The organism is Agromyces sp. Marseille-Q5079, from assembly GCF_051016555.1.
Classification (GTDB): domain Bacteria; phylum Actinomycetota; class Actinomycetes; order Actinomycetales; family Microbacteriaceae; genus Agromyces.
Genome location: NZ_JBPEJF010000003.1, coordinates 56020 through 80682 on the forward strand (window position 1 = coordinate 56020; position 24663 = coordinate 80682).

At 71.8% G+C, this 24663-nt stretch carries 21 protein-coding genes; 12 read left to right on the forward strand and 9 right to left on the reverse strand.

Going from position 1 to position 24663, the window contains the following annotated elements:
• Positions 1 to 47 precede the first annotated feature (47 nt).
• On the forward strand, positions 48 to 1526 hold the full coding sequence (gene ahcY / locus ACR3IO_RS07785; protein ID WP_434070625.1) for an adenosylhomocysteinase: 1479 nt from the start codon (positions 48 to 50) through the stop codon (positions 1524 to 1526).
• 56 nt (positions 1527 to 1582) lie between these two features.
• On the opposite strand, the gene ACR3IO_RS07790 is transcribed toward ahcY, so the two are convergent.
• Positions 1583 to 2431 carry an RDD family protein gene (locus ACR3IO_RS07790; RefSeq protein WP_434070626.1) on the reverse strand — a complete coding sequence of 283 codons (849 nt, stop codon included), beginning with the start codon at positions 2429 to 2431 and terminating at the stop codon, positions 1583 to 1585.
• A 17-nt stretch (positions 2432 to 2448) separates the two neighbouring features.
• Between ACR3IO_RS07790 and ACR3IO_RS07795 the strand changes: the two genes are divergently transcribed.
• Positions 2449 to 3444, forward strand: a complete 996-nt coding sequence (locus tag ACR3IO_RS07795; protein ID WP_434070627.1) for a stage II sporulation protein M — start codon at positions 2449 to 2451, stop codon at positions 3442 to 3444.
• A gap of 177 nt (positions 3445 to 3621) precedes the next feature.
• Here ACR3IO_RS07795 and ACR3IO_RS07800 read toward each other — a convergent pair whose 3' ends face one another.
• From ACR3IO_RS07800 to ACR3IO_RS07825, 6 genes are all read right to left on the reverse strand, one after another.
• On the reverse strand, positions 3622 to 4353 hold the full coding sequence (locus ACR3IO_RS07800; RefSeq protein WP_434070628.1) for an aquaporin: 732 nt from the start codon (positions 4351 to 4353) through the stop codon (positions 3622 to 3624).
• Positions 4354 to 4588: 235 nt separating this feature from the next.
• The gene (locus tag ACR3IO_RS07805) at positions 4589 to 5926 is read right to left on the reverse strand and encodes a DUF58 domain-containing protein (protein WP_434070629.1); all 1338 of its coding nucleotides are present in this window, start codon (positions 5924 to 5926) and stop codon (positions 4589 to 4591) included.
• 1 nt (position 5927) lies between these two features.
• Complete coding sequence (locus ACR3IO_RS07810) at positions 5928 to 6920, reverse strand: AAA family ATPase (protein WP_434070630.1); 993 nt, start codon at positions 6918 to 6920, stop codon at positions 5928 to 5930.
• On the reverse strand, positions 6917 to 8269 hold the full coding sequence (locus ACR3IO_RS07815; RefSeq protein WP_434070631.1) for a DUF4350 domain-containing protein: 1353 nt from the start codon (positions 8267 to 8269) through the stop codon (positions 6917 to 6919). Before ACR3IO_RS07815 ends, ACR3IO_RS07810 begins: the two co-directional genes overlap by 4 nt.
• The gene (locus tag ACR3IO_RS07820) at positions 8266 to 9006 is read right to left on the reverse strand and encodes a DUF4129 domain-containing protein (RefSeq protein WP_434070632.1); all 741 of its coding nucleotides are present in this window, start codon (positions 9004 to 9006) and stop codon (positions 8266 to 8268) included. The genes ACR3IO_RS07815 and ACR3IO_RS07820 overlap by 4 nt, the downstream gene beginning before the upstream one ends.
• Positions 9007 to 9014: 8 nt before the next feature.
• Positions 9015 to 10208, reverse strand: coding sequence for a hypothetical protein (locus ACR3IO_RS07825; protein ID WP_434070633.1), 1194 nt, complete (start codon positions 10206 to 10208; stop codon positions 9015 to 9017).
• A gap of 161 nt (positions 10209 to 10369) precedes the next feature.
• Between ACR3IO_RS07825 and mtrA the strand changes: the two genes are divergently transcribed.
• From mtrA to secA, 6 genes are all read left to right on the forward strand, one after another.
• Positions 10370 to 11050 (forward strand): MtrAB system response regulator MtrA, encoded by a 681-nt coding sequence (mtrA, locus tag ACR3IO_RS07830; RefSeq protein WP_434070634.1) that lies wholly within the window; start codon positions 10370 to 10372, stop codon positions 11048 to 11050.
• A 7-nt stretch (positions 11051 to 11057) separates the two neighbouring features.
• Positions 11058 to 12728 carry an MtrAB system histidine kinase MtrB gene (gene mtrB / locus ACR3IO_RS07835; RefSeq protein WP_434070635.1) on the forward strand — a complete coding sequence of 557 codons (1671 nt, stop codon included), beginning with the start codon at positions 11058 to 11060 and terminating at the stop codon, positions 12726 to 12728.
• Positions 12721 to 14406 (forward strand): GerMN domain-containing protein, encoded by a 1686-nt coding sequence (locus tag ACR3IO_RS07840; RefSeq protein ID WP_434070636.1) that lies wholly within the window; start codon positions 12721 to 12723, stop codon positions 14404 to 14406. Before mtrB ends, ACR3IO_RS07840 begins: the two co-directional genes overlap by 8 nt.
• Before the next feature lie 110 nt (positions 14407 to 14516).
• Positions 14517 to 15278, forward strand: a complete 762-nt coding sequence (locus ACR3IO_RS07845) for a ComF family protein (protein ID WP_434070637.1) — start codon at positions 14517 to 14519, stop codon at positions 15276 to 15278.
• 101 nt (positions 15279 to 15379) lie between these two features.
• Positions 15380 to 16078, forward strand: coding sequence for a ribosome hibernation-promoting factor, HPF/YfiA family (gene hpf, locus ACR3IO_RS07850; RefSeq protein WP_434070638.1), 699 nt, complete (start codon positions 15380 to 15382; stop codon positions 16076 to 16078).
• A 269-nt stretch (positions 16079 to 16347) separates the two neighbouring features.
• A complete protein-coding gene (gene secA, locus ACR3IO_RS07855; protein ID WP_434070639.1) occupies positions 16348 to 19143 on the forward strand; it encodes a preprotein translocase subunit SecA in 2796 nt (931 codons plus the stop codon).
• 322 nt (positions 19144 to 19465) lie between these two features.
• Here secA and ACR3IO_RS07860 read toward each other — a convergent pair whose 3' ends face one another.
• Positions 19466 to 19903: an Rv3235 family protein gene (locus ACR3IO_RS07860; RefSeq protein ID WP_434070640.1), complete on the reverse strand. Its 438-nt coding sequence runs from the start codon at positions 19901 to 19903 to the stop codon at positions 19466 to 19468.
• 175 nt (positions 19904 to 20078) lie between these two features.
• Between ACR3IO_RS07860 and ACR3IO_RS07865 the strand changes: the two genes are divergently transcribed.
• The gene (locus ACR3IO_RS07865; protein WP_434070641.1) at positions 20079 to 20684 is read left to right on the forward strand and encodes a hypothetical protein; all 606 of its coding nucleotides are present in this window, start codon (positions 20079 to 20081) and stop codon (positions 20682 to 20684) included.
• Between the two features lie 49 nt (positions 20685 to 20733).
• On the opposite strand, the gene ACR3IO_RS07870 is transcribed toward ACR3IO_RS07865, so the two are convergent.
• On the reverse strand, positions 20734 to 21027 hold the full coding sequence (locus tag ACR3IO_RS07870; RefSeq protein ID WP_434070642.1) for a helix-turn-helix domain-containing protein: 294 nt from the start codon (positions 21025 to 21027) through the stop codon (positions 20734 to 20736).
• Positions 21028 to 21147: 120 nt separating this feature from the next.
• On the opposite strand from ACR3IO_RS07870, the gene ACR3IO_RS07875 reads away from it, so the two are divergent.
• The 3 genes from ACR3IO_RS07875 to ACR3IO_RS07885 all read left to right on the forward strand — a co-directional run bounded on the left by ACR3IO_RS07875 (position 21148) and on the right by ACR3IO_RS07885 (position 24590).
• A complete protein-coding gene (locus ACR3IO_RS07875) occupies positions 21148 to 21768 on the forward strand; it encodes an SAF domain-containing protein (protein ID WP_434070643.1) in 621 nt (206 codons plus the stop codon).
• Complete coding sequence (locus ACR3IO_RS07880) at positions 21768 to 23024, forward strand: AAA family ATPase (RefSeq protein ID WP_434070644.1); 1257 nt, start codon at positions 21768 to 21770, stop codon at positions 23022 to 23024. The genes ACR3IO_RS07875 and ACR3IO_RS07880 overlap by 1 nt, the downstream gene beginning before the upstream one ends.
• Before the next feature lie 72 nt (positions 23025 to 23096).
• Positions 23097 to 24590 (forward strand): sensor histidine kinase, encoded by a 1494-nt coding sequence (locus ACR3IO_RS07885; protein ID WP_434070645.1) that lies wholly within the window; start codon positions 23097 to 23099, stop codon positions 24588 to 24590.
• Positions 24591 to 24663 lie beyond the last annotated feature (73 nt).

Sequence of the window (24663 nt, forward strand, 5' to 3'; positions counted from 1 at the left end):
CGGCCGACGCTGCGGCGCCCCGCGCCCGAGCCTGCGAGAATGGGGGCATGACGCTCGCCGAGACATCCGCCCTCCCGTTCAAGGTCGCCGACCTCGCCCTCGCCGAAGCCGGCCGCCATCAGCTCCGGCTCGCCGAGAACGAGATGCCCGGCCTCATGGCGCTCCGCGAGGAGTTCGGCGCCTCGAAGCCGCTCGCGGGCGCGCGCATCGCCGGCAGCCTGCACATGACCGTGCAGACGGCCGTGCTCATCGAGACCCTCGTCGCGCTGGGCGCGCAGGTGCGCTGGGCGAGCTGCAACATCTTCTCCACGCAGGACGAGGCGGCCGCGGCCGTCGCGGTCGGCCCCGACGGCACGCCCGACGCCCCCCACGGCGTCCCGGTGTTCGCGTGGAAGGGCGAGACGCTCGAGGAGTACTGGTGGTGCACCGACCGCATCTTCGACTGGAGCGCGGAGGCCGCAGCGGCCGGAGCCGACTGGATCGGCCCGAACATGATCCTCGACGACGGCGGCGACGCGACCCTGCTCGTGCACGACGGTCGCACGTTCGAGCTCGCGGGCGCGGTGCCCGCGACGGCGGCCGACGCGAGCCACGAGTACCGCGTGGTGCTCGACACGCTCCGCCGCTCGCTCGAGACGAGCTCCGACCGGTGGACCCGCATCGCCGACGAGCTCCAGGGCGTCACCGAGGAGACCACGACGGGCGTGCACCGCCTCTACGAGCTGCACGCGAAGGGCGAGCTGCGCTTCCCGGCGATCAACGTCAACGACTCCGTCACGAAGTCCAAGTTCGACAACAAGTACGGCATCCGCCACTCGCTGCCCGACGGCCTGAACCGCGCCACCGACGTGCTCATGGGCGGCAAGGTCGCGTTCGTCGCCGGTTACGGCGACGTCGGCAAGGGCGCGGCCGAGGCCCTCCGAGGCCAGGGTGCTCGCGTCATCGTCTCCGAGGTCGACCCGATCAACGCGCTGCAGGCCGCGATGGACGGCTACCAGGTCTCGCGCCTCGAGAGCGTGATCGGCGACATCGACATCCTCGTCACGGGCACCGGCAACAAGGACGTCGTGCGCCTCGAGCACATCCTCGGCCTCAAGCACCTCGCCGTCATCGCCAACGTCGGCCACTTCGACAACGAGATCGACATGGCCGCGCTCGAGACGCTCGAGGGCGCCGAGAAGGTCGAGATCAAGCCGCAGGTCCACGAGTGGCGCCTGCCCACCGGCCGCAGCGTGCTCGTGCTCAGCGAGGGCCGGCTGATGAACCTCGGCAACGCCACGGGGCATCCGTCGTTCGTCATGTCGAACTCGTTCACGAACCAGGTGCTCGCCCAGATCGAGCTCTGGACCAAGCCCGAGGAGTACCCCGTCGGCGTCTACGTGCTGCCGAAGCACCTCGACGAGAAGGTCGCGCGACTCCACCTCGATGCGCTCGGCGTCGAGCTCACGGTGCTCTCGCCCGAGCAGGCGGCGTACATCGGCGTTCCGGTCGAGGGCCCGTACAAGGTCGACCACTACCGGTACTGACGACGACCCCGGATGCCGCGCACGCATGACGTGCGCGGCATCCGCCGTCTCCGCGGCTATCGCTGCGGGAACCCGACCGGCGTCTGCGTGAGTTCGGGTTCGAGCGCCGCGAGCCGCAGTCGTTCGAGCTCGAGCGCGCGTGCGTCGCGTGCGCGCCGCAGGGCGACCACCCCCGCCAGGAAGCGCTCGGGCGCGGCATCCGGCACCGGCGAGACGAACGGGGCGACCTCGGCCGCGAGCGACGCCGCCATGCGGTGCCGGCTCGACGGGGAGAGCTGCGCGACGTGCTCGAAGTAGGCGGCGACCCGGCGGGCGAGCGGGTCGGGCAGTCGCGCGACGTCGGCGATGCCCGCCCACGACGTCAGCTCGACCGGGACGTCGAACGGGTTGGAGGCGACCCTCGGCACGCGCTCGACCTGCCCGTGCGTGCCCGCCAGGAGATCGCCGAGCCGCTTCGACGACGGGTTCAGGAACCCCACCAGCACCGCGAGGCCGCCGAACGTCAGGTAGATCTCGAGCACGCCGGTGAGCGCGCGGGTGAACGCGTGCCGGAAGCCGATCGAGCCGCCGTCGTCGCGCACGACGCGCAGTCCGAGCGCGAGCTTGCCGAGCGAACGGCCGCGCGTGGCCGTCTCGATCGCGGTGGGCACGACGACGATGATGACCACGACGCCGCCGATGGCGATCGCGCGGAACGCGGCGCCGTCGAGGGTGAGGCCGGCCCCCGAGGCGATGAAGAGCACGCCGAGGAGCAGGACGACCGAGAGGAGCACGTCGATGATGGTGCCCGCGCCCCGGATGAGCGCGCTCGCCGGTCGCAGTTCGAGCGTCACGGCCTCGCCGATGACGATGCCCTCGTCGTCGTGCTGCGCGGGTCGCGTCGGGGCGGGGGAGGCGTCGGCCATGGCTAGTATTCAAGCAGATGGACCTCGACGCGCTCGCCTCCGCCCGCCACGACGACTGGCAGCGCCTCGACGTGCTCTCCAAGACCCGCCGGCTCGACGGGCGCGAGGCCGATGAGCTCATCGAGCGGTATCAGGGCGTGGCATCCGACCTCTCGCTCGTGCAGGCCACGGTGGGCTCGACCGCGCTCGGCGACCGCCTCTCGGTGGGTCTGGCCCGGGCTCGCCTGCGGTTCACGGGAACGCCCGAGAACCCGCTCCGGATCTTCACCCGCTTCGCGGTCGTCGACCTCCCGGCCGCGCTCTACCGGGTGCGTTGGCTGACCCTGGCCGTCGCGGTGGTCACCGTCGTGGTCGCGGGCCTGTACGCCTGGTGGATCGGCTCCGATCCCCGGGTGCTCGCGACCCTCGGCGACGAGGCCGAGATGCAGCTATTGGCCGACGAGGGCTTCGTGGCCTACTACTCGGAGAACCCCGCCGCCTCGTTCGCCGGCTCGGTCTGGACGAACAATGCGTGGATCGCCGCCCAGTGCGTCGCCTTCGGCATCACGGGGCTGTGGGTGCCGGTCGTGATCCTGCAGAACGCGCAGAACCTCGGCATCACGGCGGCGATCATGTTCGCCTACGACGAGGCCGACACGTTCTTCCTCTACATCACGCCCCACGGACTGCTCGAGCTCACGTGCGTCTTCGTCGCGGCGGCGGCCGGCCTCCGCATCTTCTGGGCGTGGGTCGCTCCGGGCCCGAGGCCCAGGGGTGTCGCGCTCGCCCAGGACGCGAGGGCGCTGTTCACCGTCGCGATCGGGCTCGTCTTCTTCCTGTTCGTCTCCGGGCTCATCGAGGCCTTCGTGACCCCGGCGCCGTGGCCCTGGCCCGTGAAGATCGGCATCGGCGTGGCCGCGTTCGCCGGATTCCTCGCCTACATGCTCGTGCTCGGGCGCCGCGCGTACCGCGCCGGGGCGACGGGCGACGTCGCCGAGTTCGACGCGGGGGCCACGCGCATCGTCGCCGGCTGACGGGCCGCCCGAGCCTGCGCCGCGAGCCGCCGGGCGTCGTCCTTCCGGCGGCGCGACGTGCGTCCGGCCATCCGCCACGACGATGCCGAACCATATCGGGCCGCGGGAGCGAACCTCGAGGAGGGACGCGAATGGCGGATGCCCCGTCGGGACATCCGCCATCCGTGGTGATGCAGGTTACGCGGCGATCTTCGCCGGCCGGTCGAAGACGGCCTTGTAGATCACGCCGGCGAGCAGCGCGCCGACGATCGGCGCGACGATCGACGCCCAGAGCTGGCTCAGGGCGATCTGGCCGCCGAAGATCGCGGTTGCGATCGAGCGGGCGGGGTTGAACGAACCGTTCGACACGTTGCCGGCGATGAGCAGCACGACGGTGAGCGTGAGGCCGATCGCGAGCGGGGCGAGGTTCGAGGCGGAACGGCCGGCCGAGGTCACGCCGAGGATCACGAACAGGAACACCGCCGTCGAGACGATCTCGACGATGAAGAACGAACCGATGCCGAATCCGCCGGGCGACAGTTCGTCGTAGCCGGTCGACGCCTTCGTGAATGCCACCATGTCGAACCCCGGGCCGCTCGACAGGATGCCGAGCAGCACGACCGAGCCGAGGATGCCGCCGACGATCTGCGCGGCGATGTAGCCGAGCGTCTCGCGCCAAGCGAAGCGACCGGCGATCGCGAGCCCGAGCGTGACGGCCGGGTTGAAGTGGCCGCCCGAGATCGGGCCGAACGCGTAGGCGCCGACCACGACGGAGAGGCCGAGCGCGAAGGCGACGCCCAGCAGGCCCGTGCCCGCAGAGGAGAAGAAGACGGCGCCGACGACGGCGAAGACGAGGATGAACGTGCCGATGAGTTCGGCGGTGAGTTTCTGCGCCGTCGACGGGGTGGCGACGGGAGTCGGGTCGGACATGACCGGTCCTTTCGTTGGGAGAGCGGGGCGATCACGGTGGGCGTGCGGAGGATCGGCGTGCCCCCATGCCGATCGTTTGCGAACATAGCGATCGGCGTACCCCGAACGGGGGAACTTCGCCGCGTATGACGAAATCGGTATTGGATCGACGCCGGATGACTGCAGCCCCGAACCGGCCTGCGAAGCGCGCAGGATGCCGCGGTGGGCGGCGGATGCCTCGAACGCGACCCTGCGCTCAGAGCCGCCCGGATGCCTTGAGGTCGAGGTAGCGGTCGGCGAGCGCCGGCGGCAGGTCGTGCGGGGCGGCGGACACCGTGTGCGCGCCCGAGCGTCGGATCGCGGCGCCGACCCGCTCGACGTCGAGGCTCGCGCGCTCCGATGCGGCGGCGAGGTAGAGCTCGTCGACGCCGTCGCGACGTGCGGCGTCCGCGACGGTGTCGGGGTCGAGCACGGAGGCCACGATCACGGTGTGCCGGGAGGTGAGCTGGGGCAGTACCGACAGCAGCCCCCGTGCGGAGCCCGGGGCGTCGGCCGTCGTGAGCAGCACGACGAGTGCGCGCCGGCTCGTGATGCGCCGGATCTGCGCCGGGAGTCCGGTCCAGTCCGCCTCGATGAGCTCCGCCTGCACGTCGGCCATCGCATCCACGAGCCGGGCGAGCAGGTGCGGCCCCGTCGTTCCGGTGACGCGAGCCCGGGCCCTGCGGTCCCACGCGAGGAAGTCGACCCGGTCGCCCGCGTGCGTGGCCAGTGCCGACAGCAGGAGCGTCGACTCCCAGGCCGTGTCGAGCCGCGGCTCGTCGGCGATGCGCGCAGCCGCCGTGCGCGACGTGTCGGCGACGATGACGATGCGGCGGTCGCGTTCGGGCCGCCAGGTGCGCACCATGAGCTTCGCGCCGCCATGGGAGACCGGGTCCACGTGCCGAGCCGTCGCGCGCCAGTCGATCGAGCGCACGTCGTCGCCGCGCACGTACTCGCGGATCGAGTCGAATTCCGTGCCCTGCCCGCGCACGAGCAGCGGGGTCCGACCGTCGAGCTCGCGCAGCCGCGTGAGCCGGGACGGCAGGTGCACGCGCGAGTGGAACGGCGGCAGCACGCGGAGCACGCCCGGCGCCACGAGGCTCGCCTGCCGCGACCAGAGCCCGAGGGGACCGGCCGCGCGGATGCTGACGTGCTCGCTGCGGCGATCGCCGCGCCGCCACGGGCGCAGTTCCTGCCGGATGCCGCGACGCTCGCCGGCGGGCACGGCGACCCGGGCGCGGTTCGTCCCGACGACGCCCGCCGAGGGCTCCCAGCCGTCGCGGACGCTCGCACGGAGCATCCGCTCGCCCGTGTTCGTGAGGCTCAGGACGGAGACGACCGCCTCGCCGAGCCGCACGCGCGGCGGAAGGTCGCGGGCGAGCACCACGCGCCGCGGGGATGCCGCGAGCGAGAGGTCGATCGCGCCGAGCCCGATCGACAGCGCGAGCCAGCCGAGGAGCGCGAGCCACGCGGCATCCGCCCCGGACAGGCCCGCGATGACGACGGGCACGACGCCGAGCGCCAGGAGCAGCACGAACCGACCGGTGACCGCCATGTCAGAGGGGGACCTGGACCTGCTGCATGATCGAGCGCAGCACGGAGTCGACCGAGACGCCCTCGAGCTCGGCCTCGGGCCGGAGCTGCACGCGATGCCGCCAGACCGGCAGCAGCATGGCCTGCACGTGGTCGGGCGTCACCGAGTCGTACGCCGTGAGCCAGGCCCACGCCTTCGACGCGGCCAGGAGACCCGTCGTCGCACGCGGGCTCACCCCCAGCCGCAGCGACGGGGACCGTCGGCTCGCCCTGGCGAGGTCGACGAGGTACGCGAGCACGTCGTCGGAGACCCGCACGGATGCCGCGGCCCGGCGCGCCGCCGCCAGCTCGGCCGCGCCGAGCACGGGCGCGACGCCTGCGCCCGCGAGGTCGTGCGGGTTGAAGCCGTCGGCGTGGCGGCGGAGGATCGCGAACTCGTCGTCGCGCTCGGGCACGTCGAGGACGAGCTTGAGCAGGAAGCGGTCGAGCTGCGCCTCGGGGAGTGAGTACGTGCCCTCGTACTCGATCGGGTTCTGGGTCGCGGCGACGAGGAAGGGCTCGGGCAACGGACGCGTGGTGCCGTCGGCCGAGACCTGTCGTTCCTCCATCGCCTCGAGCAGCGCCGACTGCGTCTTCGGAGGTGTGCGGTTGATCTCGTCCGCGAGCAGGATGTTCGTGAACACCGGTCCCTCGCGGAAGGCGAACTCGCCCGTGCGCGGGTCGAACGACAGCGAGCCGGTCACGTCGCCCGGCATCAGGTCGGGCGTGAACTGCAGGCGCCGGGTCTCGAGGTGCAGGGTGCGGCTGAGCGTGCGCACGAGCAGGGTCTTCGCGACGCCGGGCACGCCCTCGAGCAGCACGTGGCCGCCGGCGAGCAGGGCGATGATCAGGCCCGTGACGGCCCCGTCCTGGGCCACCACGGCCTTGCCGACCTCGGTGCGGACCCGATTCAGGGCGGCGCGGAGTTCGTCGTCGGTGCGCACGGATGGCGCGTCGGCGGGCGTCGTGTCGGTCATGGCTGCCTTCCTGGCTGGTCGTCGGGCGTGCGTTCGGGATCGGGCGTCGCGGGCCGCGCCTCGTCGGGGCGGACTGCGCGGACGACGTCGCGTTCGAGGTCGGCGAGCTCGGCGCCGAGCGCCGCGAACGCCGCGTCGCCGGTCGGGACCTCCTCGACGAGCAGCCGCATGACGGATGCCGCGTCGCGTCCGGTGGCGAGCGCCGCGGCCTCGGCGACCACCGAGACGTCGGTCGCGCGCGGGAGGCGGAGCGTCGCGGCGAGGCGCCACACGGCGGCCATGCGCAGCTGGTCGAGGGCGTGCCCGCGCTGCGAGGATCGCGCGTAGAGGCGCGCCCGTCCCTGCCTCGTCTCGCCGGCCGGCACGGTCACGGGCAGTCGCTCGACCACCAGCGGGCCGAGCCGCCGGCCGCGCCACACGCCGGCCGCGAGCGCGACGACGAGGGCCAGCACCATCACCGGGCTCACCCAGCCCGGCGTCAGCTCGCCGAGGGTGGGGGCGGTCGCGGCATCCGCGTCGGTCGGCCCCGGCAGGTACCAGACGACGTCCTCGGTCGCGCCGAGCAGGCCGATGGCGAGTGCGGCGTTGCCGAGTTCGTCGATGCGGTCGTTCGTGAACACCGTCGCCGCACCCACGAGCGACACCCGGGCGGATGCCGCGGCGCCGTCGCCGGTCAGATCGGCTGCCTCCGGCCCCGGCCCGACCGCCAGCGCGAAGCCGAGGTCGCCGTCGCGGAAGCAGCCGCGCCAGCCCGCCGTCGTCGCCGCGTCATCGATCGTGAGCAGGCGCTGGCCGTCGGAGAGCGCACCGGCCTGCATCGCCGCGCGCACGTCGCAGGCGACGTCCTCGATGCCGCCGGATGCCTCGCCCGCCAGCCTGACGCCCGGTGCGAGCGCCTCGAGCGCGCGGAATCCGGGTTCGGCGACGACCAGGCGGGTTCCCGCGTCGACGAGCCCGGCCAGCTCGCCCAGCCGGGTGTCGTCGAGCGTGCCGAACTCGTCGTAGAGCAACACGGTCGCGTCGCCGCCCGCGGCGTCGACGGCGTCGAGGGTCGCGTCGAGCGACCGCGTGGGCGTGACGGTCACGCCGTGGTCGCGCAGCACCTCGACGAGTGCCCCGGAGCCCATCGCGCCGGCGTCATCGGGCCCGAGCACCTCGCCCTGCGCCCGGATGCCGCCTTGGATCGCGAGCACGGCGACCGCGCCGATGAGCAGGACGGCGGCGAGCCCGATCCAGGTGCGGCCGCGGCGGAGGAACGCTCGGGCTGTCGGGGTGAGCGCCTCGGTCCCGGATGCCGCGGCGGGGGCTGCCGGGGTCCTCGGAACGGGTGGCCTCGTCGTGGTCGTCACCGCGTCGCCCCGGTCGGGTCGTCGTCGCCCGCCGCGCCGTGGTCGGCGGCACGGCCGGTCTCGGTGCCGGTCGTGGTGCCGGGGCCGGCGCCGGCGCCGGCGCCGATGAGCGCGGGACGTGTCGCCTGCAGGTCGCGGTCGAGATCGGCGACGCGCGCGTACGCCTCGGCGTCGCCGCTCCGACCCAGGTAGCGCACCCCGTCGAAGTCGGCGGCCGCGGCCGCCAGCCTCGGGGCGAGATCGGGGAACGGCCGCGACGCGGCATCCGCGAGCGAACGCGCCGTCGTGCCGGGATGCACCTGCACGAGCTCGCGCACCACGAGGTCGCGCACGAGTGCGCGGAATCGCTCCTCGATCGCGAGCGGCCAGTCGCCGTCGGCGGCAGCCGCCTCGGCCGAGCGTCGGATCGCCGAGGCGTCGCGGCGGTCGTCCTCGAACGAGGCGGGCGCGCTCCGAGCGCGCCGTCGGAGCCGGGGCACGCCGAAGACGAGGATGCCGACCACGACGAGCACCACGACGCCGACCACGACCAGGAGCGCGACGACCTCGCCGGGGACCGCGCCGGCCCCGTCGAGGAGGCTGAGGAACCAGTCGCGCACCGCCTGCATCGCGCGGTCGAAGGCGTTCGGCTCGTTCGCGCGGTAACGGGGTTCGGAGAGCTCGTCACGGAGCCAGCGCCGGGCCGTCGGCCCATCGGGATCCAACGGCTCGCCCATGAGGGCCAGGGTCGCGGCCACGACTTCGATCATGCCGGGGCGTCGCCGGGCGAGGCGCCGGGCGCAGCGGCTCCGGGGTGCCCGGTCGTCTCGGCCACGGCCGGGGGAGCCGCCCACGGGTCGCCGACCGCGTAGCCCGCGTCACGGAGCTCGACGTGCCGCTGCAGTTCGAGGTCGAGTCCCTCGGTGCGCATGCGCAGGTCGATGTAGACGACGCCGATGACCGCGGCCTGCACGACCGTCGTGATCGCGCCGATCACGAGCGAGAGCAGCATGGCGATGACGGTGACCACGATCAGGATGACGGTCGCCGCGCCCGCGCCGGTGGGGTCGACGATCGCCGAGAGCAGTCCGCCGATGAGCGAGATGGGCTGCACCACGATCTGGGAGGCAACGTAGAGCATCACCCCGACGAGCACGATGATGCCGAGCGTGCGCCAGAAGAAGCCGGTCGTCAGGCGCCACGAGCGACGGACCGCGGCCGCGATGCCGGCCCGTTCGAGGACGATGATGCTCGGCACGAGCGACACGCGGATGCCGAGCCAGAACCCCAGGACGACGAGCCCGAGCACGAGCAGGACCACGACCACGATGCCGACCGCGAGGCCGATGGGGGAGGTCACCGCGCCGAGCACGATGATGCCGACCAGCGCGGCGCTCACGATCAGCAGGGCCGCGGCGACGAGCACGGTCCATCCGATGAGGGGTCCGATGCGCGGCAGCGTGCGCCGCCAGAGCGCCCCGAGGCCGAGCTTCTCGCCCAGCGTGCCCGACGCGACCTCCTCGACCATCACGCCCTGCAGGAAGGCGCCGGCGACCACGGACACCGCGACCGCGACGAGCATGACGAGCACCATGACGCCGATCGAGCCGGGCAGCAGCGCGTCGAGGTCGTCGGGCTGGGCGGAGTCGAGCCGGCCGAGCACGAACACGAAGGCGGGCACCATGACGGCCGTGGTGATCACGAGCACGACGAGCTGCACGAGCAGGCCGCTGCCGAAGGTCGCCGCCGGATTGCGCCGCAGCGTCCGGAACGGGGCCCAGAGCAGCGTGCCGAAGCCCATCGGGCGCAGCGGCAGCAGTCCGGGCCTCGGCGGCGGCGTCCACGCCGCCGGTCCGCCGGGAGCAGCGGCGCCCCACTGCGGTCCGTACGCGGGCGCGGAAGCGGGCATCGGAGGCCGGGGCGTCGGCGAGCCGGGCGCCTGCCAGTCGTGTTCGGACACCTCGATGCGCTCCTTCCGGCGGGTTTCCCATGCTCGCACATCGGGTGACCCCGCGCGCGATCCGCCCCTTGTCGCGGCATCCGACCGAATCCCGGTGGGGTGCGACTACGCTTGACCCACTTGGTTCCGCCGTCCCCGGTCGGCTGCAGAGGAATGAACGGATGACTTCACGCGTACTCGTCGTCGACGACGACACGGCCCTCGCCGAGATGATCGGCATCGTGCTGCGCACCGAGGGCTTCGACCCCGTCTTCTGCGGAGACGGGTCGGGCGCGCTCGCCGCGTTCCGCGAGGCCAAGCCCGACCTGGTGCTCCTCGACCTCATGCTCCCCGGCATCGACGGCATCGAGGTGTGCGCCCGCATCCGGGCCGAGTCCGGCACCCCGATCATCATGCTGACGGCGAAGAGCGACACGGCCGACGTCGTCAAGGGCCTCGAGTCCGGCGCCGACGACTACATGGTCAAGCCCTTCAACCCGAAGGAGCTCGTCGCCCGCATCCGCACGCGCCTGCGCCCGACGCCAGAGTCTGCCGTCGAGACCTTCGCGGTCGGCGACCTCACCATCGACGCCGCCGGCCACGAGGTGCGCCGCGGCGGTGAGCGCATCTCCCTCACGCCGCTCGAGTTCGACCTCCTGCTGACGCTCGCGTCGAAGCCGCAGCAGGTCTTCACGCGCGAGATGCTGCTCGAGCAGGTGTGGGGGTACCACTACAAGGCCGACACGCGGCTCGTGAACGTGCACGTGCAGCGCCTGCGGGCGAAGGTCGAGCACGACCCCGACAACCCGCGCATCGTCATGACGGTCCGCGGTGTCGGCTACCGGGCCGGCGCGACCACCTGAGCGACGGATGACCCCCGTCGCCGACGACTCGCGCCCCGACTCGTGGCGCGAATTCGCGCGTCGCGTCGCCGCCGCGTGGCAGCGCTCGCTGCAGGTGCGCACGGTCTTCATCACGCTCGGGCTCTCCAGCCTCGCGATCCTCGTGATCGGGCTCTACATCTCGTTCAGCGTCGCCTCGAACCTCTTCCAGGACCAGCGTGCGCGGGTGCTCGAGGACTCGAACAACGCGACCACCGCGGCGCAGCTGATCCTCGACTCCTCCGACGCGGCCGACCGCGGGTCGCTCCAGCTGCTCATGAAGGGCACGCTCGACACCGTGACGAGCATCGCGGGCACGAACGTCATCGCGCTCTTCCGAGCGCCCGACGCGCCGACGAACAGCCTCGCCCCGCCCGACCGCCTGAGCCCCGATCTCGCCGGCGTCATCACGCCCGAACTGCGGGCGCAGGTGCAGGAGCACCCCGACGGCCAGTACTGGCAGTCGGTCGCGCTCGAGAACTCGACGGGCGGCACCGACCCCGGCATCGTCGTCGGCAGCATGCTGCAGGTGCCCGCCAACGTCGGGGCGTACGAGCTCTACATCGGCTACAATCTCGCCGAGGCGCAGCAGACGCTCGCGTTCATGCAGGTCACCGGCACCGTCGGCGCCATCGCGCTGCTCGCCTTGCTGAGCGCGATCACGCTCGTCGTGGTGCGCGGGGTGATCGAGCCGATCCGCACGACCGCGTCGACCAGCCGCCGGCTCGCCGCGGGCGACCTCGGGGTGCGCATCCCGGTGCGCGGTGAAGACGAGCTCGCCTCGCTCGCGGAGTCCTTCAACGGCATGGCCGACAGCCTGCAGGCCCGCATCCGCGAACTCGCCGAGCTCTCGGTCATGCAGCAGCGCTTCGTCTCCGACGTCTCGCACGAGCTGCGGACGCCGCTCACGACGATCCGCCTCGCCGGCGACGTGCTCTACGGCCAGCGCGAGTCGTTCGAGGGGCCGACGTCGCGCACGGTCGAGCTCCTGCACACCCAGACCGAGCGCTTCGAGCGGCTCCTCGCCGACCTGCTCGAGATCAGCCGCTACGACGCGGGCTCGGTCACGCTCGTCACCGAGCCGACCAATCTCGTGCACCTCGCGGGCGATGCGATCGAATCGATGTACGAGCTCGCCCGGGAGCGCGGGTCCGAGCTGCGCCTCGAAGCGCCCGGCGGGCACCTCGACGCCGACGTCGACCCCCGCCGCATCCGCCGCATCGTGCGCAACCTGCTCGGCAACGCGATCGAGCACGGCGAGGGGCGGCCGATAGTGGTGGCGGTCGACAGCAACGAGACCGCGATCGCGCTCTCGGTCCGCGACTACGGCCTCGGCATGTCGCCCGACGACGCCGAGCGCGTCTTCGACCGGTTCTGGCGGGCCGACCCGAGCCGCATGCGCACCATCGGCGGCACGGGCCTCGGCCTCGCGATCTCGCTCGAAGACGCGGTCGCGCACGGCGGCGAACTCGACGTCTGGTCGAGGCCCGGCCACGGAAGCGTCTTCCGCCTGACGATCCCGCGAACTCCGGATGTCGCAGCGGTCGTCTCGCCGCTGCCGCTGGAGCCCGTCGACCCCGAGGCCTCGGCGCCGCCGCCGACCGCCTCGATGAGCGCGGTCGTCTTCGACGACCCCCGAGAGGAGGGCCGTGATGCGTAGGCGACTGCTCGCGGCATCCGCCCTGCTGCTCGTGGCGGCCATGCTGACCGGGTGCGTCTCGATCCCGAGTTCGGGCAAGGTGCAGCAGGGCGACCCGGCCCCGGTGGACGCGGCCGCGGACCTCGACATCCTGGTCGACCCGCCGAAGGTCGACGGCACCCAGCAGGAGATCCTCGACGGGTTCATCACCGCCGCGCTGAGCTCGCGCAACAACTTCCAGGCGGCGTACAAGTTCCTCACCCCCGACTTCGCCGAGGAGTGGAATCCCGACGAGGTGGCGACCATCGACGTGCTCGCCGATCGCGAGTTCGAGGAGGTGTCCGACACCCAGCGACGCCTCGTGTCGACGCCCGCCGCGTCGCTGCGCAACAACGGGCAGTACGAGATCGCGACCTCGGCGACCCCGATCCAGCTCGACTACTCGTTCGAGCAGGTCGACGGGCAGTGGCGCATCTCGCTCGCCCCGCAGGGCATCGTGATCGACGAGGCGAACTTCACCCAGGTCTTCCGGGAGTACACGCTCTACTTCTTCGACCCCGCGTACCGCTACCTCGTGCCCGATTCGCGCTGGTTCGCGGGTCGCGAGACGGCGCAGACGAGCGTCGTGCAGGCCCTGCTCGCGGGGTCGGCCGAATGGCTCCAACCCGGTGTGGCCACGGCGTTCCCCGAGGGCACCGAGCTGTCCCCGGCGGCGGTGCCGGTCTCGAACCGCGTCGCCGAGGTCTCGCTGACCGGCGCCGCGTTCGACGACACGCAGAGCGCGCAGCGCATGCAGCTGCAGCTCGACGAGAGCCTGATCGGGAGCGTGCGCAACGTCGAGTCCGTCTCCATGGTGCTGAACGGCGTGGTCTCAGACGTCGGCGAACCCGCGTCGCAGCCGGCGCGCGATCCGCGGGTCGACCCTCGGCCGGTCGTCTTCGACGGCGTGACGTTCGGCTACCTCTCGACCTCGGGCGACGGCATCACGGCGATCGAGGGCCTCAGCGAGCAGGTCGTGGCCGCGGAACCCTCGGGCGCCGCGCTCGGCCCCGACGCCGAGTCCGCCGCGATCCTCGCGTCGGACGGCGTCTCGCTCGTCACGACCGGGGAGGACCCGGTGCTCCTCGATCCCCGCGACGGGCTCATCACCCCGGCCCTCGACCGGGCCGGCATCGTCTGGTCGGTCCCGGCCGACGCGCCGACGGAGCTCGTCTGGTTCGGACCCGACGGCACGTCGGGCCAGGTCGCCGTGCCGTGGTCGGGCTCGAGGATCGCCGCCATCCAGGTGTCCCGCGACGGTACGCGCATCCTCGCGCTGCTCGGCGAGGGCTCCAAGACCTACTTCGTGGCCGCCGCGATCGCGCGCGCCGAGGACGGCACGCCCGTCGAGCTCGGCAGCGTCGTCCTGCGCCTCGCCGAGGTCGACGGCGTGCCGATCGACGTCGCCTGGATCGACGGCCGCACGGTCGCCTCCCTCACCGGGCTGGACGACGGGGCGACCCGCCTCGTCACGCAGGACCTCGGCGGGTTCGCGAGCACGCGGGCCGGTCCGGCCGAGGGCACCGAGATCGACGCGGGCAACAGCGTGCGCGACGTGCGGGCGCTCGACGCCGGCGACGCCCTGCTCGTGCAGAGCGGCGTCGGCTGGCAGGTCAGGGCCGAGGGCATCCGGTTCGCGGCGGCCCAACTGCCCGGCTGAGCCCGCGCCTCCTGCGCGGCCGAACCACTCGTCCTCCCCGGCCCGGCGCGGCGACCTCCGCGCCGCGCCGGGGGTCGACGGTGATCGGCGGTCGCCCCGCCGGGTCACGATTGCCCGGTGCGCCCGTCTTCACCCCCACCGCGGCATCGCCCCAGGGCGTCGCCTGCGCGGCGTCTGCCGGCCTCGTGACGCGCCTCGGCCCCGGAACCCTGCGCCGGGCCCTCCGCGATGCCGTGGCGACCGTGCTGCCGGTCTCCTGCGCCGGCTGCGGGGCACCGGACCGTTCGGTCTGCGCCGCGTGCCGTGCACTCGCGACAGGTCGGCCCACCCGGCTCGACCGGGCGGGCCTCGCCGTCTGGGCCGCGCTCGACTACGGCGGCGGCGTGGCCTCCCTCATCGGCGCCTTCAAGGACGGCGGGCGAACGGATGCCGCGCCCGTGCTCGCGCGGGCGCTCGCCGGCAGCCTCAGGGCAGCGCTCGGCGCCGCGCCGCGCGCGCCGGGCGACGGTCTCCGCGTCGTCACGGTGCCCTCGACGCCCGCCGCGCACCGGTCCCGCGGCTACCGTCCGGTTCCGCTGCTGCTCGACGCATGCGGCATCCGGGCCGACCCGATCCTCGTGCTCACCCGTGACCGAGTCGACCAGGCCGGCCTCGATGCCGAGGCCCGTCGGGTCAACGCCCACGGCGCCCTGCAGGCGCGCGAGCGGCTCGACGGACGACGCTTCCTGCTCGTCGACGACGTGCTCACCACGGGTTCCACCCTCCTCGAGGCGAGGCGCGCCATCAGGACCGCCGGGGGGAGCGTCGCGGCCATCGCCGTGCTGGCGCAGACCCCGCTGCGGATCGACGCGCGTTCAGGATCCTCACGGTGAACAGTTCGTGACATCCGAGGTCGCGGAGGCTACGGTGGCAGGACAGGCGTGGTCCAACCACCCTTCAGAACCGGGTGACACGTCGGTGGATGGAGGTCGTCATGGAACTGAACATCGTCGGACGAAACCTGGGAATCACCGATCGATTCCGCTCATATGCGACTGAGAAGTCGGAGAAGATCGCCCACCTCGCCGACCGAGCCATCCGGCTCGACGTGAAGCTCTCACGGCACCACGAGAAGAACGGCGGATCAGGGCCCGACCGCATCGAGCTCACCCTCGTCGGAAAGGGCCCCGTGGTTCGGGCCGAAGCCGACGGATCCGACAAGTACGCGGCGTTCGACGTCGCGCTCGGCCGACTCCTCGAACGGATCCGCCGAGCCAAGGACCGCCGGAAGGTCCATCGAGGCCAACATCGGCCGACCTCGATACGCGAGGCCACCGATCTCGGATTCGCCGAGGTCGGCGTGCAGGCGGCACGGCCCGAGGTGCTCGAGCAGGTGCGCACCGGCAGCATCCCCGTCGTCGAGGAGGCGGCGACACCCGACGAGGACGAGGTGTACTCGCCGGTGGTGATCCGGCGAAAGGTCTTCGCCTCCGTGCCGATGAGCGTCGACGACGCCCTCTCCTACATGGAGCTCGTCGGCCACGACTTCTATCTCTTCATCGACTCGGAGTCGGGACGGCCCAGCGTCGTCTACCGGCGCAAGGGCTGGGACTACGGCCTCATCGGACTCGATGACGATGCCGACGCGTTCCCCGAGGCCGTCGAAGGAGGCCTGCAGCGCGCCACCGCCTGACCGAGGCATCCGCTCCGGCGCCGCCGCATCCGCGATCCGGGATGCGGCGGCGCCGTCGCGTGCGGCCTCGGATCGCGCCCGATCCGCCGCGTTCGCGGCTGGCGAAGTCGGGCCGGCCCGTTCACCCCGTTCACCGCAGGCGCTCAGCCCGGTGGCCGCTAGCATGGCTATGATGCCGTCGATACGGCGCAACCGGCGTGCCACCGACGTTCCACCCGAGGGACGTTCCACCGAGGAACAAGGCGCGCCGCAATGACAGGAGATCATTCGTGGCTTCGATTCTGGAGAGAGTCCTCCGCGTCGGCGAGGGACGAACCCTCAAGCGACTGCAGAACTACGCGGCGGCCATCAACGCGCTCGAGGACGACTTCAAGGCACTCAGCGACGAGGAGCTGAAGCACGAGACCGTCGAGTTCCGCGAGCGCTACGCGAGCGGCGAGTCGCTCGACGACCTGCTGCCCGAGGCCTTCGCCGCCGTTCGCGAGGCGAGCCGCCGCACGCTGGGCCTGCGTCACTTCGACGTGCAGCTCATGGGCGGCGCGGCCCTGCATCTCGGCAACATCGCCGAGATGAAGACCGGTGAGGGCAAGACCCTCGTCGCGACCACGGCGGCGTACCTGAACGCCCTCGCGAGCCGCGGGGTGCACATCATCACCGTCAACGACTTCCTCGCGAGCTACCAGTCCGAGCTCATGGGCCGCGTGTTCCGCGCCCTCGGCATGACCACCGGATGCATCGTGGCCGGCCAGACGCCGGCGGTCCGCCGTGAGCAGTACGCGGCCGACATCACCTACGGCACGAACAACGAGTTCGGCTTCGACTACCTGCGCGACAACATGGCGTGGCAGGCCTCCGACATGGTGCAGCGCGGTCACTTCTTCGCCGTCGTCGACGAGGTCGACTCGATCCTCATCGACGAGGCGCGCACGCCGCTCATCATCTCGGGTCCCGCATCCGGCGAGGCCAACCGCTGGTTCACCGAGTTCGCGAACCTCGCGCGTCGGCTCACCCCCGGCGAGGACTACGAGGTCGACGAGAAGAAGCGCACCGTCGGCGTGCTCGAGACGGGCATCGAGAAGGTCGAGGACTACCTCGGCATCGACAATCTCTACGAGTCGGCGAACACCCCGCTGATCTCCTTCCTCAACAACTCGATCAAGGCGAAGGCGCTGTTCAAGCGCGACAAGGACTACGTCGTCATGAACGGCGAGGTGCTCATCGTCGACGAGCACACGGGCCGCATCCTCATGGGGCGTCGCTACAACGAGGGCATCCACCAGGCGATCGAGGCGAAGGAGGGCGTGCAGGTCAAGGCTGAGAACCAGACCCTCGCGACCGTCACGCTCCAGAACTACTTCCGCCTCTACGACAAGCTCTCGGGCATGACGGGCACGGCCGAGACCGAGGCCGCCGAGTTCATGTCGACCTACAAGCTCGGCGTCGTCCCCATCCCCACCAACAAGCCCATGCTGCGTCTCGACCAGCCCGACCTCGTCTACAAGAACGAAGAGGTCAAGTTCGCCCAGGTCGTCGAGGACATCGTCGAGCGGCACCAGAAGGGCCAGCCCGTGCTGGTCGGCACGACCAGCGTCGAGAAGAGCGAGTACCTCTCGCGACTGCTCGCGAAGAAGGGCGTGCGGCACGAGGTGCTGAACGCGAAGAACCACGCGCGCGAGGCCGCCATCGTCGCACAGGCGGGTCGCCACGGCGCCGTCACCGTCGCGACGAACATGGCCGGTCGTGGAACCGACGTCATGCTCGGCGGCAACGCCGAGTTCCTGGCCGTGCAGCAGATGCACGAGCGCGGCCTCAGCCCCGTCGAGACCCCCGACGAGTACGAGGCCGAGTGGGACGCCGTCTTCGAGGCCGTCAAGAAGGAGGTCGGCGTCGAGGCCGAGCGCGTGCTCTCGGCAGGCGGGCTCTACGTGCTCGGCACCGAGCGCCACGAGTCGCGCCGCATCGACAACCAGCTCCGCGGCCGTTCGGGCCGTCAGGGCGACCCCGGCGAGAGCCGGTTCTACCTGTCGCTGACCGATGACCTGATGCGCCTCTTCAACGCCGGCGCCGCAGAGAGCCTCATGGCGAAGGGCGTGCCCGACGATGTGGCCATCGAGTCCAAGGTCGTCTCGCGCGCCATCCGCTCGGCGCAGTCGCAGGTCGAGGCGCGCAACTCCGAGATCCGCAAGAACGTCCTCAAGTACGACGACGTCCTGAACCGCCAGCGCGAGGCCATCTACGGCGACCGCCGCCACGTGCTCGAGGGCGACGACCTGCACGAGCGCACGCAGCGCTTCCTCGAAGACGTCATCGACGAGGTGCTCGACGTGCACACCGCCGAGGGCAACCCCGACGAGTGGGACTTCGACGCGCTCTGGAGCGAGCTCAAGACGCTCTACCCGATCGGAATCACGATCGACGAGGTCGTCGCGGAGGCCGGCGAGAAGGGCCGGGTCAACCGCGAGTTCATCCGTCGCGAGATCCTCTCCGACGCGAAGCTCGCCTACCAGCGCCGCGAGGAGCAGCTCGGCAGCCCGGCGATGCGCGAACTCGAGCGCCGCGTGGTGCTCTCGGTCATCGATCGTCGTTGGCGCGACCACCTCTACGAGATGGACTACCTCAAGGACGGCATCGGCCTGCGCGCGATGGCGCAGCGCGACCCGCTGGTCGAGTACCAGCGCGAGGGCTTCGCGATGTTCCAGCAGATGATGGGCTCGATCCGCGAGGAGACCGTCGGATTCCTCTTCAACCTCGAGGTCGAGGTCGCGCAGCAGGGTGCGGGCGCGACCATCGAGGCGAAGGGGCTCTCGCGTCCCGATGCGCCGGCCGACAAGCTGAGCTACACCGCGCCGAGCGACTCGGGCGGGGTCGAGGTCCGCAACCAGCGCGGTCAGGTGCAGCAGGCCGCGACCCAGCGAGCACGCCGGGCCGTGGCGCAGTCGCAGGCGCCGGCGTCCGAACCCGCGGTCGAGCAGCCGCGCGGCGCCTTCGGCCAGCGGCCCGAGGGCGACGCCGCGGCGCCGCAGAACCGTGCCGAGCGCCGTGCACAGGAGCGCAACGGTCGTTGACCGGACGACGAAGGGGGCGGCCATCGGCCGCCCCCTTCGTCGTGTGTGCACCTGACGTCGACGTCAGGGGCACGGCCGATCGAGGGCTGTGCTCCAGCAGGGGTGCGGGGTCGAGTGCCCGCCTCGTACGGGATCGACCTGCCGACCCGCTCGACGGCGGTCAGGCGAGGACCGTCTCCCGGCCGCTGTACCGCAGCATCTCCTCGGCGTCGAGCCGTGCGCGCCCGTGCCGGCCCTGCACGGCGTTGTACCGGCCAGACGACGTCGTCCCATGGTCGCACCATCAGGCGGTGTGCTCGGAGAACCGACTCCGTCAGCGGCTTCAGAGCACGGCGATCGCGCTGGCGCGCCAGCGCTGGTCGAGTCCCTCGAGTCGGATCGCGATCGAACGCACGCGGTGCGGCTGGTGCACGAGCACGACGGCCTCCACGATGCCGTCGGCGGGTTCGGTCACGACGACGCGGCCGATGCGGAAGGAGGGTCTCTGGGGTGACAGGCCCTTGATGCGCCGGGCACGGTTCGCGAGCACCACGCGCTTGGACAGCGTGCGGTACACGTCGTCGGTGACCCATCGCGCGAGCTGCTCGAGGTCGCGAGCGCCAGCCATCACCTCGACGACGCAGTGCGCCAGGCTGTGCAGCATCGCGCTCGGATCGGGGAGCTCGCTGCGTCTCGCGACCTGACGGCCGAAGAATTCGTCATCGTCGATGAATGATGCGGAATCGCGTGCATCGAGGCGGACGGCAGGGCGTGCGGGCATCTGTGCTCCATCTGGGGACGGCGGGCGACGGCAACGGACGATCACCCCCGAACGGGGGACGTTTCGGGCGACCCTGCGACTGAATGTAGAAGTCAGCCGGAACCCGTGTCAAGAGTCTTCCTCGACCTGTGGACAACGTTTCCGTGGAACCGCGTTCTCGGACTAGCGTGCCTGCATGCGGTGGGACCTCCTGTTCGACGATCTCGAAGCACGCCTCGACCAGGAGCAGCGCGACGAGGAGCGTGCGCTCGCACTCGAGGAGGAACGCCTGCGACTCGGCAGGCTCGGCCTTCGCGACCGGCTGACCGTCATGGCCGGTGCACTCGAGCACGACCCGAGCGCGGTCGTGAGGATCGAACTCCGCTCCGGCGAGCCGATCGTCGTGCGACCCTCCGCATTCGGCCGCGACTGGCTGAGTGCCGATCTGCTGGGCGGCGGGCCCGGCGGCCAATGCGTGCTGCCGTTCTCGGCCATCGGCGCGGTCCTCGCCGGCCCGAGGCTCTTGGAGCGAAGCCTCGAACCCCAGCCCCATCCGCCCTCACGGCTCACGGAGCGCATGGGCCTCGCATTCGTGCTTCGCGACCTCAGCCGAAGGCGGGCCCCGGTGCACCTGGCGACGGACACCGGACGCGTGCACGGCACCATCGACCGGGTCGCCCGCGACCACCTCGACCTCGCGGTGCATCCGGCCGGCACCCCGCGCCGCGAACGGGACGTGCAGGGCTATCGGATGGTTCCGTTCGAGCGCGTGCTGCTGGTGTCCTTCGATTCGGTCGGCTGATCTTCGTCGACCTGCGCCGGCGTGTTCCGATCGCGGGTGACGCCGGCCCTCAGGGGAGCAGCCGACGCGGGCCGAGGGAGGTGACGTTCGAGAAGTCGGTCACGTCGGCGAACTCGCCCTGGTGCCACAAGGCCGACCGTCGCGTCTCCTCGAGGCGGAAGTCGATCCAGAATTCGAGTTGGGTGCGCTCGATGCGCCACGGTCCGGCGTCGCCCACCCTGATCGCGGGAAGCTCGCCCGTGCTGATGAGCCCGATGATCGTCGTCGAGTCGACCTCGAGGATCTGGGCGGCATCGGCGACGGAGAGGAACCGCCCGAGCTCGCCCGCTTCTGATGTGCTCACCATCCGATTATCGACCTGCGATCGCGACGGCGGCTCGGGTGTGGATAACTTCACGGCGATCCGACAGGGTTGGGCGACGATGGACGACGTGCGGCGGTCGGTGCCGCCGAAGGGAGCATGATGCCACGTCGTCCAGAGCGAGGCGCGATGCGGCTCGACCCACGACTCGTGATCGGCGTCGTGCTCGTCGCGGGTTCCACGGCCGGCGTGTACGCGCTCGTCAGCGGTCTCGACGACGCCACCGAGGTCTACACCGCGGTGCAGACGCTGACCCCCGGAGACCGCATCACGTCAGACGATCTCGTCGTCGAGCGCGTGCGCTTCGGTTCGCCGGCCGCACGCTACCTCGAACCCGACTCGCTTCCCGACGAGGGGCTCGTCGTCACCTCGACCGTTCGCAAGGGCGAGTTCGTCCCGCTCGCCTCGGTCGACGACGCCGATCGGGCCGGCCTTGCAACCGTCGTCGTCGCCAGCCGTGCCGCGCTGCCGCGCGACGTGCAGGTCGGTTCCCTCGTCGACGTCTGGTCGGCGCACCGCCTCGAACGCGGCACGTACGAGCCGCCCGCCGTGCTCGTGCCCGGGGCCCAGATCGCCGCGATCAGCGAGGCGGGCGGCATCGTCGAGAGCGGATCGGCGACCGTCGAGCTCCTCGTCCCGCGCGAGCGCGTGGCGGCCGTGCTCCAGGCGCTCGCCGCAGAAGACGTGATCGACCTCGTTCCGGCCCGCCCCGAGAGCGACTGATGAGCCGCCTCGCATTCGCCGTGGAGCCCGCGGCGGAGGACCGGTTGCTCGCCGACGCCGTCGAATCCGGGCACGTCGTGGTCGCGCGGGCGATGGGCGTCGCCGAACTCATGCAGGCACTCGACGTCGTCGCCCCCGACGTCGTCCTGGTCGGAGCTGGGCGCGAGACCCTCAGCGCCGAACTGCTCGAGGCATGCGACCTGCGCGGGGTGCGCCTCATCGCGCTCGCCGCGACCGACGCCGAACGCGCCCACGCACGCGCGATCGGACTGCACGAGGTGTTCGACCTCGGCTCGAGCTGGCACGTGCTCGAGGAGGTCGTCAGCGGCGGCGTTCCGGTGCCCTCACGGGTGTCGAGCGATGCTGCGCGCCGAGCCGAGCGCGCCACCGGCTCGGTCATCGCCGTCTGGGGGCCGGGTGGAGCGCCGGGGCGCACCACGATCGCCGTCAACCTCGCCGCCGAACTGGCGGCCGCCGGTCACCGCGTGGCGCTCGTCGACGCCGATCCGTACGGCGGTGCGATCGCTCCTGCCCTCGGCCTCCTCGATGAGGCGCCCGGCTTCGCATCGGCCTGCCGGTTGGCCGGGGCGGACGCGCTCGATCGCACCGAGCTCGAGCGCATCGCCCAGCGGTACTCGTCGCCGAGGGCGTCGTTCGACGTGTTCACCGGGTTGGTCGGACCCAGCCGGTGGCCCGAACTCGCGCGCGACCGCGTCGCGACCGCGATCGGCGGCATCCGGGAGTGGGTCGAGTACGTCGTGATCGACACGGGGTTCAGCCTCGAGCACGACGAGGAGCTCACGAGCGACCAGTTCGCGCCCCGGCGCAACGCGGCGACGTTCGCGAGCCTCTCCGCGGCCGACCACGTCGTGGCCGTCGGCCTGGCCGATCCCGTCGGACTCTCCAGGCTGCTCCGCGGGCACTCCGAACTCGTGGACCTCGTCGATGCCGACCGGGTCCGCGTGGTCGTCAACCGGGTGCGCACGAGCGCACTCGGCATCGACGCCTACGGTCAGGTGCGCCAGACCATGCGCCGGTTCTCGGGCCTGTCCGATGTCGCGATGCTGCCCCACGACGGGCGCGCGACGGATGCCGCGATCCTCACGGCGCGCACGCTTCGCGACGCGGCCCCGAAGTCGCCGCTTCGGACCGCGATGCGAGACTTCGCACACGAGGCGTTCCTCCCGGTTCCCACCCCCGTCGAGCGCCGCGGCATCCGGTTCTCGCGAGCCTCGGTGCGCGCCGCCGCGGGGTGAGCGGGCTCGTGCGAAGGCACCGGCGAACCGGGAGGGATCGCTCGGCGGCATCCGACCAGTACGCTTGGGAGGGTGTCGACCCTCAGTGATCTCGTCCTCGCCCAGGGCCGCAGCAGTCAGGCCGATGTCGACTGGCTGCACATGCTCGTCGGGGACCTCCAACTGCTCGCGGATCTCGCCTTCGCCGATATCGTGCTCTGGGTGCCGTCGGCCGATGAGGAGTTCGTCGCGGTCGCCCACACTCGACCGTCGAGCGCGGCCACGCTCTTCTACCGCGATTTCGTGGGCCAGCCGATCAAGTCGCAGTGGCGCGACCTCGTCGGCGGCGCGTTCGGCGGCGCGCGGATCGTCGACTCCTCCGCGCCCGACTGGTACGAGGAGATGCCGACGCGCGTGCGCGCCGTGCCGGTCATGCGCCGGCTGAGCTCGGCCGGGACTGAGATCGCGCCCGTGCCGGTCGCGGTCATCACGCGGCACACGAACCTGAGCGCCACGCGGACCGCGAGCCGCCAGGAACTGACCTTCAACGAGTGCGCCGACGAGTTGTTCGAGATGATCGCGTCCGGCGACTTCCCTGATCTCGGTGCACCCACCGGTCCGCGCCGCGGCGCACCGCGCGCCTCCGACGGCCTGATCCGGCTCGATGTCGACGGCACCACGACGTTCGCGAGCCCGAACGCGCTCTCCGCGTTCAACCGCATGGGCTTCGAAGACGAGCTCGAGGGCGAATCGCTCGCCGAGGTCACCACCCGCCTGCTCGGCGGCAAGCTCGTCGTCGACGAGTCGCTGCCGCTCATCGTGACGGGCCGGGCCCCGTGGCGCACCGACATCGAGTCGCGAGGGGTCACGGTGTCCCTCCGGGCGATCCCCATCCGGCGCCGAGGCGAGCGCACCGGCGCGATCGTGCTGTGCCGGGATGTCACCGAACTGCGCCACCAGGAGCAGGAGCTCATCACCAAGGACGCCACGATCCGCGAGATCCACCACCGGGTGAAGAACAACCTGCAGACGGTGGCCTCGCTGCTGCGCATCCAGGCGCGGCGCACCCATTCCGACGAGGCCCGTGAGGCGCTCACGCAGGCGATGCGCCGGGTCGGCGCGATCGCGGTCGTGCACGACACGCTGTCCGAGGGGCTCACGCAGAACGTCGACTTCGACCAGGTGTTCGACCGCGCGCTCCTGCTCGTCGCCGAGGTGGCCTCGGCGCACAACACGACGGCCCACCCGAAGCGTTCGGGCTCGTTCGGCGTCCTGCCGAGCGAGTACGCCACCCCGCTCGCGCTGGCGCTCACCGAGCTCGTCACCAACGCGGTCGAGCACGGCCTCGCCGGTCAGGAGGGCGACGTCGAGATCACGGCCGACCGATCGCAGACCATGCTCACCGTGCAGGTCCGCGACACGGGGTCGGGGCTGCCCGAGGGCAAGGTCGGCGAGGGCCTCGGCACGCAGATCGTGCGCACGCTCATCCAGGGCGAGCTGGGCGGAACGATCGACTGGCACACCGTGGTCGGCCGTGGCACCGAGGTCACCATCGAGGTGCCGCTCCGCTGGATCACCTCGGCCTGACCGGCGTACCCGGCGAGGCGTGTCGGGGTCAGCGGGGCGCGGCTTCTCGTCGCCGAATGCTCGTGGGCGCGCC

Excerpts from the sequence above, each read along its gene's own strand:
- ACR3IO_RS07865 (WP_434070641.1), top strand. The coding sequence starts at position 20,079 with ATGCGGTGGGACCTCCTGTTCGACGATCTCGAAGCACGCCTCGACCAG.
- ACR3IO_RS07800 (WP_434070628.1), bottom strand. The coding sequence starts at position 4,353 with ATGTCCGACCCGACTCCCGTCGCCACCCCGTCGACGGCGCAGAAACTC.
- ACR3IO_RS07790 (WP_434070626.1), bottom strand. The coding sequence starts at position 2,431 with ATGGCCGACGCCTCCCCCGCCCCGACGCGACCCGCGCAGCACGACGAC.
- mtrB (WP_434070635.1), top strand. The coding sequence starts at position 11,058 with ATGACCCCCGTCGCCGACGACTCGCGCCCCGACTCGTGGCGCGAATTC.
- ACR3IO_RS07860 (WP_434070640.1), bottom strand. The coding sequence starts at position 19,903 with ATGCCCGCACGCCCTGCCGTCCGCCTCGATGCACGCGATTCCGCATCA.
- ACR3IO_RS07805 (WP_434070629.1), bottom strand. The coding sequence starts at position 5,926 with ATGGCGGTCACCGGTCGGTTCGTGCTGCTCCTGGCGCTCGGCGTCGTG.
- ACR3IO_RS07875 (WP_434070643.1), top strand. The coding sequence starts at position 21,148 with ATGCCACGTCGTCCAGAGCGAGGCGCGATGCGGCTCGACCCACGACTC.
- ACR3IO_RS07810 (WP_434070630.1), bottom strand. The coding sequence starts at position 6,920 with ATGACCGACACGACGCCCGCCGACGCGCCATCCGTGCGCACCGACGAC.
- mtrA (WP_434070634.1), top strand. The coding sequence starts at position 10,370 with ATGACTTCACGCGTACTCGTCGTCGACGACGACACGGCCCTCGCCGAG.
- ACR3IO_RS07840 (WP_434070636.1), top strand. The coding sequence starts at position 12,721 with ATGCGTAGGCGACTGCTCGCGGCATCCGCCCTGCTGCTCGTGGCGGCC.
- ACR3IO_RS07880 (WP_434070644.1), top strand. The coding sequence starts at position 21,768 with ATGAGCCGCCTCGCATTCGCCGTGGAGCCCGCGGCGGAGGACCGGTTG.
- hpf (WP_434070638.1), top strand. The coding sequence starts at position 15,380 with ATGGAACTGAACATCGTCGGACGAAACCTGGGAATCACCGATCGATTC.
- ACR3IO_RS07795 (WP_434070627.1), top strand. The coding sequence starts at position 2,449 with ATGGACCTCGACGCGCTCGCCTCCGCCCGCCACGACGACTGGCAGCGC.
- ahcY (WP_434070625.1), top strand. The coding sequence starts at position 48 with ATGACGCTCGCCGAGACATCCGCCCTCCCGTTCAAGGTCGCCGACCTC.